This window comes from Rhizobium sp. KNZ14-9A, assembly GCF_056755015.1.
Genome location: NZ_JBPGXB010000002.1, coordinates 1863875 through 1881548, shown reverse-complemented (window position 1 = coordinate 1881548; position 17674 = coordinate 1863875). Strand labels below are relative to the sequence as shown.

Genomic DNA, 17674 nt, shown 5'->3' with positions numbered 1-17674 from the left:
ACTTATTGACCGAGGCGTGAAAGAAGCGCCGCGACGCGGGGCGCCGGCCACGTGCGAACGGTGAGCGCAGCGGTTCCGCGCGTTACGTCCACACCCTCGCCCGGTCCAAGCACGACGGCTGCACCTGCCGGACGCCGTACGCCAACGCGCCCGCGTGTGACCAGTACGGAAGTCGTGCCGCCTTTGACATCGACGGCCCATTGCGTACCGCGGACGGCTGCGATCGCCTGCGGTGTCACCACCTGGAAGCCGCCGCGGTGCTGGCTGCTGTCGACGTCGACGAGCGCAGCCTTGCTGCGCAATGCAAGCGAATCCGGACTGCCGTCGCGATTGCGGTCGGTGAGTTTGAAGGACGCGCCACGCTCAGCCGTGATGTTGACGCCACCAGGGCAACGGAAAATCTGGTTGCCGTTTGCCGCACGCGAAATCGCGCAGCCGGCAGACTGGGCATAAGCTGCGCCATCAGGCAGCAGGCTGGTGATCAGCACAGCGGAAAACAGGCTGCGGGAGATTGCTGACATGGCTTTCATGATCCGCCCCTCGTGACTCGCCGGCACATTCGCAAATGCGCCGGCCGGCCCATACTAGCTGAATTCGCCGGTTTCCCTATGCAAAAACGTGAAATTGCGCAAGTCATTCAGGGCGCGCGTCGCTCAACTCATGCGTCGGCTGGCGAAGGCCCGACATAGCGGGCACGCGGGCGGATCAGATGGCCGCTTTCGATCTGCTCCATCGCATGTGCCAACCAGCCGGCCGTGCGCGCCAGCGCAAAGATGATGATCGGTGCCTCCTCAGGCAGGTCGAAGGCTGCGGTCATGGCGGTAAGCGCGAAATCGACATTGACCTTCTCGCCCACCATTTCTTCGCCGGCCACCTGCACATCGCGAAAGACAGGCGGCACGTCGAAAGAGGAGAGCAACACGCTCGCCCGCACATCACCATCGGGATAAAGCGGATGCCCGAAGGCGACAGGCTTACCTCCCCGCAGCAGCAGGTGGCGGATCGCATGCTCCGCCCCAGCGCCGGATGCTGCCTTGGCAAGGGCATCGACGCTTCGCCATGCCGAACCATGCAATGGTCCGGTCAGTGTTGCGAGACCCGAGAGCACGGCGGCAGAAAGTGCTGGCCCCGTCGAAACCGTGACGCGGACGGCGAAAGTAGAGGCATTGAGCTCATGATCGGCGAGCATGACAAGCGCCCGCCTGAGGCAATCGGCAGCCTCCGGCCTGCCCCAGCATGCAGCAAGACGGTGATGCAGCGGATGATCCGTCGATCCCGGCGCCAGCGCATCGGCGACGGTTGAAAGCACGCTGCATGCTTCCATCTGCAAGGCAGCGCGCGCACGTCCGAGAGACGGCAGATCGGCGCTCACCCGTCCCGCCAGCGCCAGCAGCACGGCTTGAATGGAAGGCGCCGCCGGCTCCAGGGCAGAGGCCGGTACGCAGGCAAAACTCTCTGCATTCCACAGTATCAGCGCCGTCTCTTCCAGCGTCGCATGAGCTGAAAGCTCTGCCGCATCCTGCCCCCGATAGAGCAATCGTCCTGCGGCGATGGTCGAGATTGACGATGTCAGTACCGGATCGCCCCAGCTGATCGCTTCGGCGGCGACCGTCTCGCTCTTGCGCCGGCCGGCATGCCGCTCGGCAAGCCGCGTGACATCGCTTTCCTGATAGAGGCTGCGGCGTGGATCGGCAGGGTCGGCCTTGGCGCGGATCCGCCCGCGGCTGACATTGGCATAAAGTGTCTGCGGCTTGGTGCCGAGTTCGGCCAACGCTTCCTCCGCTGTCAGCCAGCTCATGTCAGCCTCACATTGATCAATTACGTCAAGATTGACGTCAACTAAACTAGAGCCGATCTTTCATCCGGTAAAGGAGAAAGACCTATGAAAAATGGTTTGGAAGATGTCATCGCCGCTGAAACCCAGCTCTCGGATGTCGACGGCGAAGCCGGCCGGCTGATCATCCGCGGCGTATCGCTGGATCATCTGGCAGGAAGCAGCACCTATGAGGATGTCGCCGCCCTGCTGCTGGACGGCCTGATCGAGCCGCATCTCGACGCAAGCGAATTGCGCCGCCGGCTCGGCCAGGCGCGCATGGAGGTTTTCGCCGAAGTCAAGACTGCCGATACTCGCCTGCTGAAGCTGCCGCCGGTCGATGCTATGCGTGCTCTTGTTGCCCGCCTACCTGACGGCGAGGATATAGATACCGTGCTCCGTCTGCTTGCCGCACCCGCCGTCTTCCTGCCGGCGGTTCTGCGCCTGCAGCGAGGCGAAAAGCCGCTAAAGCCCAATGCGGGCCTCTCACAGTCGACGGACATCCTGCGCATGCTCTCAGGCGCGGTGCCGAGCGCCGAGCAGACCGCAGCCCTCGACACCTATCTCGTGACGATCTCGGATCACGGCCTGAACGCCTCGACCTTCGCATCGCGTGTCATTGCCTCCACCCGCGCCGGCCTCACCTCCTCGGTGCTGGCGGCGATCAGCGCGCTGAAGGGACCGCTGCATGGCGGCGCGCCGGGACCGGTGCTCGATATGCTCGATGGGATCGGAAGCGAGGCCAATGCCGGCCCCTGGCTGCGTTCCGCGCTCGATCGCGGTGAGCGGCTGATGGGCTTCGGCCACCGCGTCTATCGCGTGCGCGACCCACGTGCGGACGCCCTGAAAAATGCGCTGAAGCCGCTCGTTGCCGCAGGCCAGGTCAATGCCATCAGAATCGCACTTGCCGAAGCCGTGGAGCAGGCAGCGCTCGCAATCCTCAGGGAACGCAAGCCCGACCGGCCGCTGGACGTGAATGTGGAGTTCTATACCGCGCTGCTCTTGGAAAGCCTCGGCTTCCCCCGCGACGCCTTCACTGGCGTATTCGCCATCGGCCGCACCGTCGGCTGGATTGCCCATGCCCGCGAACAGGCACTGGAAGGTCGCCTCATCCGCCCGCGCTCGGTCTATGTCGGGCCGTTGCCGGAAGCGGCGTGATGTGAAGAAAAAGGCCGCTCCCTCGTTGTTGAGGGAGCGGCCGAATTTTAAACCAACCGGCTCTGTTCCGTCGCAGCTTCGATGAAGCTTGCAAAGAGCGGATGCGGGTCGAGCGGGCGGGACTTCAGTTCCGGATGGTACTGAACGCCGATGAACCAGGGATGGTCAGGATATTCGACCGTCTCCGGCAACACGCCGTCAGGCGACATGCCGGAGAAGACCAGGCCGCAATTTTCCAGCCGGTCCTTGTAGTCGATATTGACTTCATAGCGGTGGCGGTGACGCTCGGAAATATCGGTCGAGCCGTAGATATCCGAAATCTTGGTGCCCTTCTTCAGCGCCGCCTTGTAGGCGCCGAGACGCATCGTGCCGCCGAGATCGCCGGAAGCGGCGCGCTTCTCCAGCGCATTGCCCTTCACCCACTCTGTCATCAGGCCGACGACCGGCTCCGGCGTCGGGCCGAATTCGGTCGAGGAGGCATTCGGAACATCAGCCAGATTGCGGGCAGCCTCAATGACGGCCATCTGCATGCCGAAGCAGATGCCGAAATACGGCACCTTGCGCTCGCGGGCAAAACGCGCCGCATGGATCTTGCCTTCCGAACCGCGCTCGCCGAAGCCGCCGGGCACCAGGATGCCATGGACCTTTTCGAGGTAGGGCGCCGGATCTTCCTTTTCGAAGACTTCCGACTCGATCCATTCGAGCTTCACCTTGACGCGATTGGCGATGCCGCCGTGATGCAGCGCTTCGATCAGCGACTTATAAGCATCCTTGAGGCCGGTATACTTGCCGACGATTGCGATCGTTACTTCGCCTTCCGGCGTGCGGATGCGGTTGCAGACCTCTTCCCACTGGTCGAGGCGCGGCTTCGGAGCCGGCTCGATGCCGAAGGCCGCGAGCACTTCGTCGTCCAGGCCTTCCTTGTGATAGGCCATCGGCACGTCGTAAATATTGGCGACGTCGAGCGCCTGGATGACGGCGGAGGGACGCACGTTGCAGAACAGCGACAGCTTGCGGCGTTCAGCTTCCGGGATTTCCCGGTCGGCGCGTACCAGCAGGATGTCGGGATGAATACCGAGCGCCTGCAGTTCCTTGACGGAATGCTGCGTCGGCTTGGTCTTCAACTCGCCGGCTGCCGGAATATACGGCATCAGCGTCAGGTGGACGTAAACAGCCGTGCCGCGCGGCAGGTCGTTGCCGAGCTGACGGATCGCTTCCATGAAGGGCATCGCCTCGATGTCGCCGACCGTGCCGCCGATCTCGCAGATGACGAAGTCGTAGTCGTCATTGCCTTCGGTGACGAAATCCTTGATCTCGTTGGTGACGTGCGGAATGACCTGAACGGTCGCGCCGAGATAGTCGCCGCGGCGTTCCTTGTCGATGATGTTCTTGTAGATGCGGCCGGTGGTGATGTTGTCGGTCTTGGTCGCCGAGCGCCCTGTAAAGCGCTCGTAGTGGCCGAGATCGAGGTCGGTTTCCGCGCCGTCGTCAGTGACGAAGACTTCGCCGTGCTGGGTCGGGCTCATAGTGCCCGGATCCACGTTCAGATAGGGGTCAAGTTTGCGAAGCCGGACCCGATAACCACGGGCCTGCAACAACGCTCCGAGAGCCGCGGCCGCAATTCCTTTTCCGAGGGAAGAAACCACGCCGCCAGTGATGAATACGTATCGCGCCATGGGAGTCACCGGATACCTTTTCAAAAACAATTCCACCAGCCCAAAAATTCTTTTCCGGAACTTTTGGTGCGTGGCGCAGGAATTTGAACAAAAGAAAACCGGCAGACCCGAAGGCCTGCCGGCGGTTTAATTTCTGAACCGGCTTATTGTCCCGTGGGGACGCCGGAAGGCTGTGCCGGCGCAGTCGCGGCCGGTGCCTCAGGCTGAGCCGGAGCCGTCGTCGTCGGAGCAGTCGCCGCAGGGGCGCTCGCAGCCGGAGCCGGGGTTGCTGGTGCCGAAGCTGCCGGGGCAGCCGGTGCCGGAGCGGCAGCGCCGCCGTTCGGAATGCCGCTGTTGTCAGCCGGCTGTGCCGGAGCCGGCGTATTGGTGCCGCCGAGCGAATCGAGGATGCCGTTGCCCTGCCCGCTCGTTGCCGGAATGCGGTTGAGAATATCGGTCGGGCGGCTTTCGTAACGGGTCAGGATACCGAGGCCGAGCGAGGTGAGGAAAAACAGCGTCGCCAGGATCGCCGTCGTGCGCGTCAGCGCATTGGCCGTGCCGCGGGCCGACATGAAGCCCGATCCGCCGCCGATGCCGAGGCCGCCGCCTTCGGAGCGCTGGATGAGCACGACGCCAACGAGCGCGAGCACGATCATGAGATGGATGACAATCAATACGGTCTGCATGGGTCCAGTCCTGCCCGTCTGAGGACGGACATAAAGTAAAAATCTGGCGGCTCTTTACATGAGGTCTTGAGCTATTCCAAGCCCTTCGGCCAGGAATATACAATCGCCTCAGGCAAGCAGCGCTTCATATGTGCCGTAGATGGCGAGGAAGTCCGTGGCTTTCAAGCTCGCCCCGCCGATCAGCGCACCATCGACATTGTCGACGGCGAGCAGCTCGCGGGCATTTGCGGGCTTGACCGAACCGCCGTAGAGAATGCGCATACCCTTACCCTCGTCGCCGAAGCGCAGGACGAGTTCGTCGCGGATGAAGGCATGGACGATTTCCACATCCTTTGCCGTCGGCGTCAGTCCCGTGCCGATCGCCCAGACGGGTTCATAAGCGATGACAGTATTTTCGGCCGTCGCCTCCTCGGGCAGCGAGCCGGAAAGCTGGCGCTTGAGGATGTCGAGCGTCTGATAGGCGTCACGCTCGTCGCCGGTCTCGCCGACGCAGACGATTGCGGTGAGATCAGCCAGATAGGCGGCCTGCGCCTTGGCCCGCACCATATGGTCGGTCTCGGCATGGTCAATGCGCCGTTCCGAATGGCCGACAATCACATAGGTGCCGTAGCAATCGGCAATCATTTCGGCCGAAATGTCGCCGGTATGCGCCCCGGATTGCGCCTGATGGCAGTCCTGGCCGCCGATCGCGAGCGGGCTGTCGGTGGCGAGCGCGGTCGCCACATAAAGCAGCGTGGCCGGCGGGCAGATCAGGGCTTCGACTTTTTCCGACAAGGGGGAGCTGACGCCTTGGGCAATCGCCTTGATCTGGTCCAATGAGACACGTGTGCCGTTCATCTTCCAGTTCCCCGCCACGAGCGGGCGTACGTCAGGTGTCATGCTGCTCCTCCCAAAATCCGCATATCGGGCGGCCTTAGCAAAAGCTTGCGGTAAAGGAAAGCGCCCCGCGTAACGTTGGGGGAATATGATCGTTTAAAAGCTCTGCGCGGTGTGAAATCCGTCCGTTCAGGACGCCAGAATCCAGTTCAGCACTTTCCGCCAGTCGATCATGCGGATCGGCGTCCCGTGGTTGCCATTCTGGAAGAGCGTGAAATGCGTCGGGTACTTCGCCTTGTCGAGCTTTTCGAACAGCGCCTGCTGGTCGGTTGCCGCATAAACAGGATCGCGGCTGCCATGGGCAAACCACAGCGGCAGCTTTGCCTTGTAGAACGGGCTCTTCGCAAAATCCGGATCAGAGACTCCGCTCATGATCAGCATGCCCTTCAACCGCTTGACGCTTTCGGCATCGCGCGTGATGCCCCAGCAGATCTGGCTGCCCATGGAGGCGCAGCTCAGAATGACCGGCCGGCCGGGCGATTGCACGCTCGCGTAGCGGATCAGCCCGGCAATGGCTGCAACGCCATTGGCGTCGAAGGTCCTGACGGTCGGCGAATAATAGACGCCGCCATTGCCGGCCGTAAGGTTCTTCAGCCGGTTGAAATTGCCGCCGAAGGAATAGTCGTTGGCGCCGAGCCGCCGGTCGCCGTCGCGACCGTGGATGAAAATGACCGTGAAGGCGGCATTCTGAGTCGGTCCCACCCTGGTGACATCGAGCCTGATGCCGTCGAGCGACAGCGTTTCATCTGCCTGCAGCTTCTTCACGCCAAGCGAGACATATTTCTGCTGCACCCGCTTTTGCGGGATCTGGTCGCGCCCGTTGATGTCGCGCATCTCATCGTAATCGATCACATCGAAGGCGCCGTCATCGCCCGTCTGCAGCACTTTCTGCGTTGAAAACAGATCGTCCTTGTAGGGCGGCAGGGCATCGGCTGTGGCGGTCGTGATGGCCGCGGACAGGAAAAAGGCCGCAATTGCGGTAATTATGGTGCAATGACTTGTGGACATCGGCATGCGGATGGTTCCCAGAGAGCTGCCGCGACTTGCCATTCGGCGTCCAGCAACGCAAATCACATCTTGAAAAGCTCCGCAAATCCGGGGCGCGTCGCGTATCGGGGCGCTTTCTGTCAGAATCCCCCTGATTCGCAAACGCGATGCGGACTGTGACTATTGTGGGCCAGCGGCGGCCCTTCACGAGAATAAGATCTGAACGGTTCCATGGAAGACAGCAACGACCTCTTTTCCGGAATGCCCCTGTCACAGAAGCAGGAGGAGGCTGCAAAGCCTGCCGCGCCAGCCGAACGGCCCGCTGCAGCGGCACCGGCAGCCCCTCGCCCCGCTCCGGCGACGTCGAACGGCGATGATTACGGTGCATCCTCGATCCGCGTTCTGGAAGGCCTGGAACCGGTTCGCATGCGCCCCGGCATGTATATCGGCGGCACCGACGAAAAGGCGCTGCACCACCTCTTCGCCGAAGTCATCGACAACTCGATGGACGAAGCGGTGGCCGGCCATGCCGATTTCATCGATGTCCATCTGGATACCCAGGGCTATCTGACGGTCACCGACAACGGCCGCGGCATTCCAGTAGAGAACCATCCGCAGGTTCCCGGCAAATCGACGCTCGAAGTCATCATGACCAAGCTGCATGCCGGCGGCAAATTCGACGGCAAGGCCTATGAGACCTCGGGCGGTCTGCACGGCGTCGGCGTCTCTGTCGTCAACGCTCTGTCGGATCATCTCGAAGTCGAGGTCGCCCGTAACCGCAAGCTCTATCGCCAGCGCTTCTCGCGCGGGGTGCCGCAGGGCGGGCTCGAAGAGCTGGGCGATGTGCACAACCGTCGCGGCACCAAGGTTCGCTTTCATCCCGACCCGCAGATTTTCGGTGATCATGCGAAGTTCGATGCGGCGCGTGTGTTCCGCATGGCCCGCTCCAAGGCCTATCTCTTCGGCGGCGTCGAGATCCGCTGGAGCTGCGAGCCGGGAGTGCTGCCTGAGGGATCGGATCTGCCCGACAAGGCCGTCTTCCACTTCCCCGGCGGCCTCAAGGATTACCTGCAGGCAACGATGGGCAAGGAATTCACGGTCACCCGCGAGATCTTCGCCGGCAAGACCGAGAAGGTAGCCGGCCACGGTGCACTGGAATGGGCGATCACCTGGTATGGCGGCGATCCGCAAGTCCATTCCTACTGCAACACCATCCCGACGCCCGAAGGCGGCACGCATGAGGCCGGTCTTCGCATTGCGATGACCAAGGGCCTGAAGAGCTATGCCGAGCTGACGCAGAACAAGCGTGCCGCACAGATCACCACCGATGACGTGATGATCTCGGCAGTCGGCATGCTCTCGGTCTTCATCCGCGAGCCGGAATTCGTCGGCCAGACCAAGGATCGTCTCGCGAGCGTCGAAGCCCAGCGCCTTGTCGAAAATGCGCTGCGCGACCCCTTCGACCATTATCTCGCCGACAATCCGAACGAGGCCGAGAAGCTTCTCGACTGGGTGATCGAGCGCGCCGAAGAGCGCCTGCGCCGCCGCAAGGAGAAGGAAGTCAACCGCAAGACAGCAGTGCGCAAGCTGCGCCTGCCCGGCAAACTCGCCGACTGCTCGCAGAACACCGCCGAAGGCGCCGAACTCTTCCTGGTCGAGGGTGACTCGGCAGGTGGTTCCGCCAAGCAGGCGCGCAACCGCGCCAACCAGGCGATCCTGCCGCTGCGCGGCAAGATCCTCAACGTCGCCAGCGCCGGCCGCGAGAAGCTCTCGGCCAACCAGCAGATCTCCGATCTCGTCCAGGCGCTCGGCTGTGGCACGCGCTCGAAATACCGCGAAGAGGACCTTCGCTACGAACGCGTCATCGTCATGACCGATGCCGACGTCGACGGCGCGCATATCGCCTCGCTGCTGATTACCTTCTTCTATCAGGAGATGCCGGAGCTCGTTCGCGGCGGGCACCTCTTCCTCGCCGTGCCGCCGCTCTACAAGATCACGCAAGGGGCAAAATCCGCCTATGCCCGCGACGACGAGCATCGTGCCGAGCTGATGGAGACGGAATTCAAGGGCAAGGCCAAGATCGAGATCAGCCGCTTCAAAGGTCTCGGCGAAATGCTGCCCGCCCAGCTCAAGGAAACCACGATGGATCCGTCCAAGCGCACGCTTCTGCGGGTGCTGATCGACGAGGTGGATTTCGAGGGCACGCGTAACGCTGTCGACGACCTGATGGGAACCAAGGCCGAAGCCCGTTTCCGCTTCATCCAGGAGCGTGCGGCCTTCGCAGAGGATCTGGATATTTAAGTTGTAGCGAATTCATCGAACTGACGAAGAACCGTTACGAGTCCGTCAAATTACCGGCGCAATAGAACGGCCGGCGCTCTGTCCTCCAGCGAGGTCCACGCAGCGCCGGCCGTTCTGTTTCAACCCTTTGCCGGATATTTGCCATGACCAAGCGTTTTCTTGCGACTGCCGCTTTCGTTCTCCTGTCCAGCACCGCCTCCGTTTACGCCACCGATATAGGCGCGACTGTCGAGACCGCCTGCCCCTTCGGCGATTGCGCGGCAGCTATCTCGCTGTCCTATCTCGGTGAATTCGTCATTCCGACCGGCCAGATGGAAAATGGCGTCGAATTCGGTGGAATTTCCGGCCTCGATTTCGACGCCGCCACCGGCCACTACATCGCTATCAGCGACGACCGCTCCGAAAAGGCCCCGGCCCGCTTCTACGATCTTGATATCGATGTCAGCGCTGCCGGCCTGAAGGGCGTGACCGTTGCCAAGCACGTCACCCTGCAGGACAAGAACGGCCAGCCCTTCGCCATCCGCACCGTCGATCCGGAATCCATCCGTTTCGGCAAGGACGGCATCTATTGGGGCAGCGAAGGCGATGCGAAGGTGCTCATCCCGCCTTTCGTCCGCGTCGCTTCTCCTGATGGCGCCTTCGTGCGCGAGTTCCAGCTGCCTGACGGTTTTGCACCGACCGCCGACAAGTCGACCGGCATCCGCGACAATCTCGCTTTCGAGGATCTTGCCGTGTCTCCGTCCGGTGACGTTTTCGTCGGCGTCGAAGCAGCCCTCTATCAGGACGGCCCGAACCCCAGTCTGACGACCGGCAGCCTCTCACGCATCATCCGCTATGACGGCGCAACCGGCGAGCCGAAGGCTCAATACGTCTATTCGGTCTCGCCGATCCCGCAGGCTGCCACCAAACCCGACGGCGGCAACGACAACGGCATGTCGGAAATGATCGCTCTTGACGATCATCGCCTCCTCGCCGTCGAGCGCAGCTATGCCCAGGGCTTCGGCAACAACATCAAGCTTTTCATGATGGACCTCGACGGCGCGACCGACGTTTCCGGCATCGTTTCGCTTGCCAAGAACGACCAGCGCGTCGTCCCGGCCCGCAAGAGCCAGGTGCTGGATCTGCGCGCCATCGGCCTGACGCCCGACAATATCGAGGCTATGGCGATAGGCAAGGCGAAGGATGGCACGGACGTCCTGATCCTCGGTTCTGACAATAATTTCTCGACCGGCCAGAAGACTCAGTTCTACGCCTTCAAGATCAACCGCCGCCCGCAATAATATCTCAAGGATTCAGCGACCAAATAACCACGCTTTGTATACGCTTTATCCGGGCGGACCTTGAAACCGCCCGGTTCATAGCCCATAAACTAGGACAACAATAAAAAGAGGCGCGCGTGGGTGTGTTTGATCGTCAGAAAACCAATACGGAACCGCGATGGCTGGGGCCGTCGGCGACGATACGTACGCCGCTGATACCCTCCATTTCGGCTGCCCGCTGGCTGCTCGTGCTTGTTGCCGCAGCCGGCGTCTATTTCTTCTATGGCTTCGTGGTGCCTGTGCTCGCAGCCCTCGTCATAGGCTTTGCGAGCTGGCCGCTTTACCGCAAGCTGGTTGCCCGCGTCGGTGGCAATACGACGATCGCCGCAACGATCGCGATCATCCTCATCGTCACCTTCCTCGTCATTCCGATCAGCCTTGCGGTTGCCTATACGACCGGTGAAGTGCGCACCTGGGTCGCATGGGCGATCCACGCCAACCGCTTCGGGGCGGAAACGCCCCAATGGATCGTCGCCTTGCCTCTGGCCGGTTCCTACCTCGACGAACTTTGGACGAAATATATCGGCAGCCCCGGCGCCATGGGTGAGCTCATCCAGGCCGTCAGCGGTGCCAATATCGGCAATATCTACCGCGCAATTCTGGCGGCCGGCGGTGGTGCCTTCCACCTGTTCCTGACGCTGCTCTTCATGCTGATCGCGCTCTTCTTCGTCTATCGCGACGGTTTCTCCTTCTCCAAGCAGATTGACATGCTCGGCGAGCGTATCCTGCCGAACCGCTGGGAGCGTATTTCCCGCGTCGTGCCTGCCACCATCAGCTCGACCGTCATGGGCATGACGCTGATTGCCATCGGCGAAGGCATCGTGCTCGGCGTTGCCTATTGGATTGCCGGCGTACCCTCGCCCGTCACCCTTGGCGTGCTGACCGGCGTCATGGCGCTGATCCCGGGCGGAGCGCCGCTCTCCTTCACCCTGGTATCCGTCTATCTGCTGGCCAGCGGCTCGCATGTCGCCGGTATCGGTCTGTTCGTCTGGGGCACGGTGGAACTCTTCATTGTCGACAAGACACTGCGCCCCAAGCTCGTTGGCGGACCGATCAAGCTGCCGTTCCTGCCGACCTTCTTCGGCCTCGTCGGCGGCGTGAAGACGATGGGCTTCCTCGGCCTGTTCATCGGCCCGGTGCTGATGGCGCTGCTGGTCGCGATCTGGCGCGAATGGATACATGAAGTCCGCGCCGCCGATGCGGGACCGCAGATCATCCTCGACGAGCAGGCGCCGCCGGTGCAGCGTGCTGCCGAAGGCTAGGGCCTTTCCGGCTTAGGCCAGCCGCTTTTCCATGAAGAGGCTGAGCGGATCCGGCTGATAGGAGCCGAACGGCTCGATCTCGCGATATCCGTATTTCCTGTAAAGGCTGATCGCCTCCGGCTGATAGATACCGGTCTCCAGGCGGATTGCGTCGAAACCCTTCTCCCCGCCGATCTCCTCCAGCCGGTCCATCAGGCGGCTGGCGATCTTCAGGCCCCTCGCCTCGGGATCGACGAACATGCGCTTGATCTCGGCCGTCCCGTCACCTGCCTCCACCAAAGCACAGCAGCCGACGATCTCGCCGCCGTTACGCGCCACGAAGAAGCTCACGGATGGCTTTTCCAGCGTGGAGATATCGACGAGGTGGTTGCTCTCGGGCGGATAGAGTGACTGCGCATAGGCGTCGGAGAGATCAAGAAGGCGGATCACGCCATCCTGGCGCGGCGGTTCCAGAGCGATGGTGACGGACATTTTCTCTCTCCTGTTCCGGCGAAACGCGTGATTTTTCCCTTGATGACAAGGAGTTAATATCGCTGCCTTCATTCCGTTGGAATTGTGCTTTCGAAGGGGATGACACGCTCAATAGCCATGGAGGCAAAATATGCAAGCCGTCCTCATCGCCATGACGATCCTCGGTTGCGACAATTCGTCAGCCAGTGCAATTACGTCGCCACGGTCGACAAACACTGGGAAACCGTCGTCGCCTGCGATGCCGAGGCCGAACAGCGGCTGAAGACCTATGCCAATGCCAGCTATCCGACTGTCATTGCCGTCTGCGAGGCGCCGAAGTCGCTTGCCGCTACCGAACCGGCCAATCCGGCGCCCGCTGCGCCAGCAGCGCCCGAGGTAGCCGAACAACGGGATGGCCTTGGCGGTTTTGTGGATACTATTGCCGGGCGCGTGCGCGCCAACTTGCCTTCCGGCCAGGACGTGAAGAACAGCCTGGCGAAACCGCTGCACTTCGTCTCTGCAAGCTATTCCTGGGCTGCGGCCCGGTTTACCGACTAGGCCGCTGCAAGCGAGGCATAAACACGGGCCGACCGGCGCTGCTCGGCCACATGAAGCTTCTCGACCATATCGAGCAACTCGCCGACCGCGTCATGCTGCCCAACCCGGCTGTGGAATTTCTGGAGCAAGCGCCCGCAGATGCTGCCGAGCAGCGAGGCCGAGGTGTTGCGCGAAGCCTCGCGCCACAGGAATGTCGCTTCTACGAAAATGATGCTGATATCGCGCGGCAGGCCCGCCAATTCATAGAGCGCGCGCACGGCATGCATGCGGCCCGTGGCAAGGATTGCCCGCACGCGCCGGTCGCTGCAACCTGACAGGTTGACGATGGCGCAGGCGAAGAATTCCACCTTGCCGCAGCAGAGCGCGTGCATAAGGAAGGAAGGCGTCAGCCGGTCGTTCAGGCGAAGATGTTCGACGAGATCTGGCACTTCGATCGGCGCGATATCGCCGGCGATGGAAACGATCGCCGCTTCCGTCGCCTCGCGGCTGATGCGCTGCAGCCTCTGCAGGCCGATTGCCGCCTGCGCCAGCGGCAGGCCGACCAGCGCATTGCTGACATGCTGCGTCATAAGCTGGCGGGCATCGGCCGGCAAATCGATGCGGTCGAGAAGCAGGTTTCTGATGTCGCTGACATCACCGAGTTGTTCGGCAATCCGCTTCAGGGATTGGGCGGAAATCGCCGCGCCGTCATTTTCGAGCAGGCAGAGAATTTCGTCCTCGTCGCCGACTTCGGCAAGTGCCGCCGAAACGGGGCGGGTCAGATGGGCGCGTGCCGCAATCAGCATGCGCGTTGCACCGCTGCCGCGTGCTGCGAGATCGACGAGATCGGCATCGGTCAGGACCGGCGAGCAGGTCACCGCATGGCAGGCGATCTCCGGCTGGTCTTCGGCAAGCGAGAGAATGATGTTGCGCGGCGCATGCGGCGCCCAGGCGATTGCTTCGGCGAGCGCAAGCCGCACACGCGGCGACGGATCGTCGAGCAGGTAGGTCATCGCCTTTTCAGCAGCGTCGCGCCGCTCGTCCGACATTTCCGATTTGAGATAGACGCGTCCCAGAGCATTTGCAGCGGCCGCCCTGTCAGCCGTCTTGGCCGTTTCGACCCAACGAAGAAATGCTTCAATGATCACGACAACGCCCCAGCACTGAACGCGATTCCTTCGCGTCTTATTCAATACAAGGACGATAGCCGGAAAAAGTTTATGATTGGTTCACCATATTTATTAGGCTTTGTTCAAGCCTTGTGCCGAGGTCAGACCTTCGGCCTGAACATTTCGAAGACCTCGCTGCCTTCGCAATAGTCCATGTAGCCCATGCGTGCGATCGGCCGCGCCAGCGCCACATCGAACCGGCCATCTCTGACGATCGCCTCATCGATATGGATGCCGACGACCTCTCCGAAAACGAAGACATTCTCGGATGCTTCGCCGGACAGCGTCTTCGGCTCAATGATCTCGGTCACCTTGCATTCCAGCACGGCGAAGGCCTCTGTCACATAGGGCGCATCGATGAGCTCTGCCTGCTTTGGGGTCAGCCCGGCGAATTCAAACTCGTTGGTGCCGTAGGGCAAGGCGGCCGAGGTCAGGTTCATCTTCTCCGCGAGGTTGCGGCTAACGAAATTGCAGGTGAAGACGCCGGTCTCCCTGGCATTTTTCTGGCTATGCTTGTGCCCGCTCGATGAGAACATCACCAGCTTTGGCTTGTCGGCGACCGCATTGAAGAACGAATATGGCGCGAGATTGATCGACCCGTCCCTGCCTTTGCTGCCGATCCAGCCGATCGGCCGTGGCGCGACGATCGCCTTGAAGGGATCGTGCGCCAACCCGTGCCTGTTGGTGTCCGTCGTGTAGAACATCAGTCTTCGCCGCCGAGCCAGGTGACCGTCTCGGTTAACTCAGGGCGTGGACGCTCGACGGGTGGGAAGGTGGTGGAGCCGATGTGGATGAAGCCGGCAACCTTTTCGCCCGGCTGGACGCCGAGCAGCGGATAGGCGCGCTCGTCGAAGGCGAACCATTCCGTCAGCCAGTTGGCAACATAACCATGCGCATTGGCAGCCAGGATGACGTTGAGGCACAGCGCGCCCGCCGACATGATCTGTTCCCATTCCGGGATCTTGAAATGCGGGCCGGCCTTGCTGACGATGCCGACGACGACAGGCGCACGGGTAAAGCGTGCGCGTTCCACCAGGATCATTTCCTCAGAGAGATCGGGTTTTGCTTCGAGCGCCAGCTTCAGCAGTTCTTCGCCCAGCCGCACGCGCTCTTCGCCGCGATAGACGATGAAGCGCCAGGGGGCGAGCTTGCCGTGATCGGGAACGCGCGATGCAAGGCGCAGGATTTCCTCGATCTCGTCCCTTGCCGGTCCCGGTTCGCACATCTGGAACGCAGGGATGGAGCGGCGCACGGCGAGATAATCGATCAGCTTGATGTCGGATTTCATGCGGAAGAAACTCTCATTTGTATGCAGAGGGTGGCCGGAGGTCTTGAATTTGCCATGGCATTGGTCTTGAAGTGGACTCTGCGATTTCAGAAGTCAATCGGTTCACGAACAGGATGTTTGGCATTTTGCCTTTTGCACGGATCGGCCTTGCTATTGCCCTGATGTTGCTGACGCCGTTTGGCGCTGCCGCCCAGGACGCCTTCAAGGAGTTCAAGCAGCTCGAATCGACGCCGAAAATGCCGAAGCTCAACGCGTTCATCGCGCCAGGCACGGCGCAGGAGGGCGTGCATCTGCGTGACGTCTCGCTGGAAGCCAAGCTCACGGCCGATGGCGCGCCTGTCGAAGACGGGCTTTCCTGGTATGTATTCAGTCCCGTCGCTGGAAATGATGGCAAGCTGCCGCTCATCGCAAGCTCCCGTGGTGGCACCGCAGCCTTCCAGCTCGCTGCCGGCGATTATTTCGTCAACGTTTCCTTCGGCCGCGCCGGCGTCACCAAGAAGCTGACGGTGTCGGATGAAGGCGCAGTCGACAAGCAGGTGATGGTTCTCGATGCCGGCGGGCTGCTGCTCAACGCCGTCTCCGGCTCCGATGTCCGCATTCGGCCCAGCCAGCTGAGCTTCTCGATCTATTCCGCGGAAGTCCGCGACGACGGCGAGCGCGGCCTTGTCATGGCCGATGTGCCACCGAATACGGTCGTGCGCCTCAACGCCGGCACCTATCACGTCGTCTCCGAATACGGCAATGTCAACGCGACCATCCGTGCCGACATCCAGGTGGAGGCTGGCAAGCTCACCGAAGCGACGATCCAGCACAGGGCGGCACAGATCAATTTCAAGCTGGTCTCGGAAACCGGCGGCGAAGCGATTGCCGATACCGCCTGGTCGATCCTGACGGCGGCCGGCGACAGCGTCGGCGAAAGTGTGAGCGCCTTTCCGGCCATGGTCCTGGCGGAAGGTGAATACACGGCGGTCGCCCGCAACAAGGACAAGATCTATCAGCGTGACTTCACCGTCGCTGCCGGCGTCAATACCGATGTCGAAGTGCTGATGAAGAACCAGCAGGCCCAGCAGCCGATTGCTCCGGCCGCCACAGCCGTGCCGCCAGGACAGACCGCGGCCGGGCCGAAGGGTGTGCCCCAGCCGGGCGGCGAGATCCCGCCGCAGCCGCCCTTGCCGTCCTATGAAGATCTGCAAAGCGGCGACGGCGCCAGCCTCGACTGACGCCGCGTCCGAAATCTCCGGAAATGTTCAGCTTGCGCGCTTGAGGAAGGCCTTCTTCTTCGGCGCCATCGAGAAGACGGCGTCAAAGAGACGGGCGAGCAGATCCTTGCGGTCGCTGCCGCTGCTGAGTTCTTCCCAGGACAGTACCCTACCCACATGCGCGGTGATCGTGCTGCCTGAAAGACGGCGGAATTCGCGGATGAGCAGCGACAGGCGCAGCGTCATCGAAACCCTGCTGGCGATATGGAAGAGCCGGCCGTTCTGGCCCTCGAAATAGATCGGCAGCACGCTGGCGCGGGTCGCCTGGATGAGCTTGGCCGGGAACATCTTCCACGGCAGGTCTTCGGCGCGGCCGAAGCCCTTCTTGGCGGTGGCCACGCCGCCAGCCGGAAAAATCACGATCGTCGTGCCTTCCTTCAGCAGGCGAACTGCCTCGTGCCGGCTCTTCATGTTCATCGCCATCGCTTCCTTGGTCTCCTCGAAGGAGATCGGCAGCGAATAAGGCGCCATTTCCGGCACCTTCAGGAGATCATTGTGGATCAGTACCCGGAACGGACGACCAATCTGCTCGGCTAGCGCCAGCACCGCAATACCGTCGCCTATGCCGAAGGGATGGTTGGCGACGATGACGATCGGCTCGTCCGGCACCGGCTCGAGCGGCCAGCTGCCCTTCACATTGATCTCGACATCGATGAGATCGAGCATCTTGCCGAAGACGCGGTCGCTTTTGCCGACAATGTCGGAGCGCCAGATGTCGTAGAGCCGTACATAGCGGTCACGGCCGGAAAGGCCCTCAATGGAGCGGATGAGCCAGCGCTTGAAGCGCGGATCCCGTTCGTTCGCGTAGGAAAGCTCTTTGAAGCGCACTCGAATGCCTGCCGGGATGAAACCCGTCCCCTGTTTTTTGGCGGCTATATTACTGTTGCATGTCAGATTTCTGACAGCGCCGAGCA

General features: G+C 61.9%; 16 protein-coding genes and 1 pseudogene. 6 read left to right on the top strand and 11 right to left on the bottom strand.

Annotated elements, in window-relative coordinates; translation table 11 throughout:
- Nucleotides 1–2: 2 nt before the first annotated feature.
- Nucleotides 3–521: a FecR domain-containing protein gene (locus ACR9ZQ_RS15835; protein ID WP_310388315.1), complete on the bottom strand. Its 519-nt coding sequence runs from the start codon at nucleotides 519–521 to the stop codon at nucleotides 3–5.
- A 137-nt stretch (nucleotides 522–658) separates the two neighbouring features.
- The gene (locus tag ACR9ZQ_RS15830) at nucleotides 659–1798 is read right to left on the bottom strand and encodes a citrate synthase (RefSeq protein ID WP_439014997.1); all 1140 of its coding nucleotides are present in this window, start codon (nucleotides 1796–1798) and stop codon (nucleotides 659–661) included.
- Nucleotides 1799–1882: 84 nt separating this feature from the next.
- On the opposite strand from ACR9ZQ_RS15830, the gene ACR9ZQ_RS15825 reads away from it, so the two are divergent.
- Nucleotides 1883–2971 carry a citrate synthase/methylcitrate synthase gene (locus ACR9ZQ_RS15825; protein ID WP_439014998.1) on the top strand — a complete coding sequence of 363 codons (1089 nt, stop codon included), beginning with the start codon at nucleotides 1883–1885 and terminating at the stop codon, nucleotides 2969–2971.
- A gap of 47 nt (nucleotides 2972–3018) precedes the next feature.
- Here ACR9ZQ_RS15825 and ACR9ZQ_RS15820 read toward each other — a convergent pair whose 3' ends face one another.
- From ACR9ZQ_RS15820 to ACR9ZQ_RS15805, 4 genes are all read right to left on the bottom strand, one after another.
- Nucleotides 3019–4647 carry a CTP synthase gene (locus ACR9ZQ_RS15820; RefSeq protein WP_310388093.1) on the bottom strand — a complete coding sequence of 543 codons (1629 nt, stop codon included), beginning with the start codon at nucleotides 4645–4647 and terminating at the stop codon, nucleotides 3019–3021.
- 143 nt (nucleotides 4648–4790) lie between these two features.
- Nucleotides 4791–5312 carry a preprotein translocase subunit SecG gene (gene secG / locus ACR9ZQ_RS15815; RefSeq protein WP_310388095.1) on the bottom strand — a complete coding sequence of 174 codons (522 nt, stop codon included), beginning with the start codon at nucleotides 5310–5312 and terminating at the stop codon, nucleotides 4791–4793.
- 108 nt (nucleotides 5313–5420) lie between these two features.
- Complete coding sequence (gene tpiA, locus ACR9ZQ_RS15810) at nucleotides 5421–6191, bottom strand: triose-phosphate isomerase (protein WP_481428253.1); 771 nt, start codon at nucleotides 6189–6191, stop codon at nucleotides 5421–5423.
- A gap of 126 nt (nucleotides 6192–6317) precedes the next feature.
- Complete coding sequence (locus tag ACR9ZQ_RS15805) at nucleotides 6318–7202, bottom strand: alpha/beta hydrolase (RefSeq protein WP_442205869.1); 885 nt, start codon at nucleotides 7200–7202, stop codon at nucleotides 6318–6320.
- A 204-nt stretch (nucleotides 7203–7406) separates the two neighbouring features.
- Between ACR9ZQ_RS15805 and parE the strand changes: the two genes are divergently transcribed.
- The 3 genes from parE (at nucleotide 7407) to ACR9ZQ_RS15790 (ending at nucleotide 12057) form a co-directional block, all read left to right on the top strand.
- Nucleotides 7407–9476, top strand: a complete 2070-nt coding sequence (parE, locus tag ACR9ZQ_RS15800; RefSeq protein WP_310388100.1) for a DNA topoisomerase IV subunit B — start codon at nucleotides 7407–7409, stop codon at nucleotides 9474–9476.
- 143 nt (nucleotides 9477–9619) lie between these two features.
- On the top strand, nucleotides 9620–10756 hold the full coding sequence (locus ACR9ZQ_RS15795; protein WP_310388102.1) for an esterase-like activity of phytase family protein: 1137 nt from the start codon (nucleotides 9620–9622) through the stop codon (nucleotides 10754–10756).
- Nucleotides 10757–10872: 116 nt separating this feature from the next.
- Nucleotides 10873–12057: an AI-2E family transporter gene (locus ACR9ZQ_RS15790; protein ID WP_113323448.1), complete on the top strand. Its 1185-nt coding sequence runs from the start codon at nucleotides 10873–10875 to the stop codon at nucleotides 12055–12057.
- A gap of 12 nt (nucleotides 12058–12069) precedes the next feature.
- Here ACR9ZQ_RS15790 and ACR9ZQ_RS15785 read toward each other — a convergent pair whose 3' ends face one another.
- Complete coding sequence (locus tag ACR9ZQ_RS15785; RefSeq protein ID WP_310388105.1) at nucleotides 12070–12528, bottom strand: GNAT family N-acetyltransferase; 459 nt, start codon at nucleotides 12526–12528, stop codon at nucleotides 12070–12072.
- 130 nt (nucleotides 12529–12658) lie between these two features.
- Here ACR9ZQ_RS15785 and ACR9ZQ_RS15780 point away from each other — a divergent pair.
- Nucleotides 12659–13065: pseudogene (locus tag ACR9ZQ_RS15780) on the top strand (hypothetical protein).
- On the opposite strand, the gene ACR9ZQ_RS15775 reads toward ACR9ZQ_RS15780, so the two are convergent.
- From ACR9ZQ_RS15775 to ACR9ZQ_RS15765, 3 genes are all read right to left on the bottom strand, one after another.
- Nucleotides 13062–14192 (bottom strand): DUF2336 domain-containing protein, encoded by a 1131-nt coding sequence (locus ACR9ZQ_RS15775; RefSeq protein ID WP_481428252.1) that lies wholly within the window; start codon nucleotides 14190–14192, stop codon nucleotides 13062–13064. The pseudogene ACR9ZQ_RS15780 and the gene ACR9ZQ_RS15775 sit on opposite strands and share 4 nt — an antisense overlap.
- 122 nt (nucleotides 14193–14314) lie before the next feature.
- Nucleotides 14315–14917 carry a flavin reductase family protein gene (locus tag ACR9ZQ_RS15770; RefSeq protein WP_113323444.1) on the bottom strand — a complete coding sequence of 201 codons (603 nt, stop codon included), beginning with the start codon at nucleotides 14915–14917 and terminating at the stop codon, nucleotides 14315–14317.
- Nucleotides 14917–15501, bottom strand: coding sequence for a nitroreductase family protein (locus ACR9ZQ_RS15765; protein ID WP_113323443.1), 585 nt, complete (start codon nucleotides 15499–15501; stop codon nucleotides 14917–14919). Before ACR9ZQ_RS15765 ends, ACR9ZQ_RS15770 begins: the two co-directional genes overlap by 1 nt.
- A gap of 113 nt (nucleotides 15502–15614) precedes the next feature.
- Between ACR9ZQ_RS15765 and ACR9ZQ_RS15760 the strand changes: the two genes are divergently transcribed.
- Nucleotides 15615–16721: a hypothetical protein gene (locus tag ACR9ZQ_RS15760; RefSeq protein WP_481428251.1), complete on the top strand. Its 1107-nt coding sequence runs from the start codon at nucleotides 15615–15617 to the stop codon at nucleotides 16719–16721.
- Between the two features lie 27 nt (nucleotides 16722–16748).
- Here ACR9ZQ_RS15760 and ACR9ZQ_RS15755 read toward each other — a convergent pair whose 3' ends face one another.
- Nucleotides 16749–17588, bottom strand: coding sequence for a lysophospholipid acyltransferase family protein (locus ACR9ZQ_RS15755; protein WP_113323462.1), 840 nt, complete (start codon nucleotides 17586–17588; stop codon nucleotides 16749–16751).
- Between the last annotated feature and the right edge of the window lie 86 nt (nucleotides 17589–17674).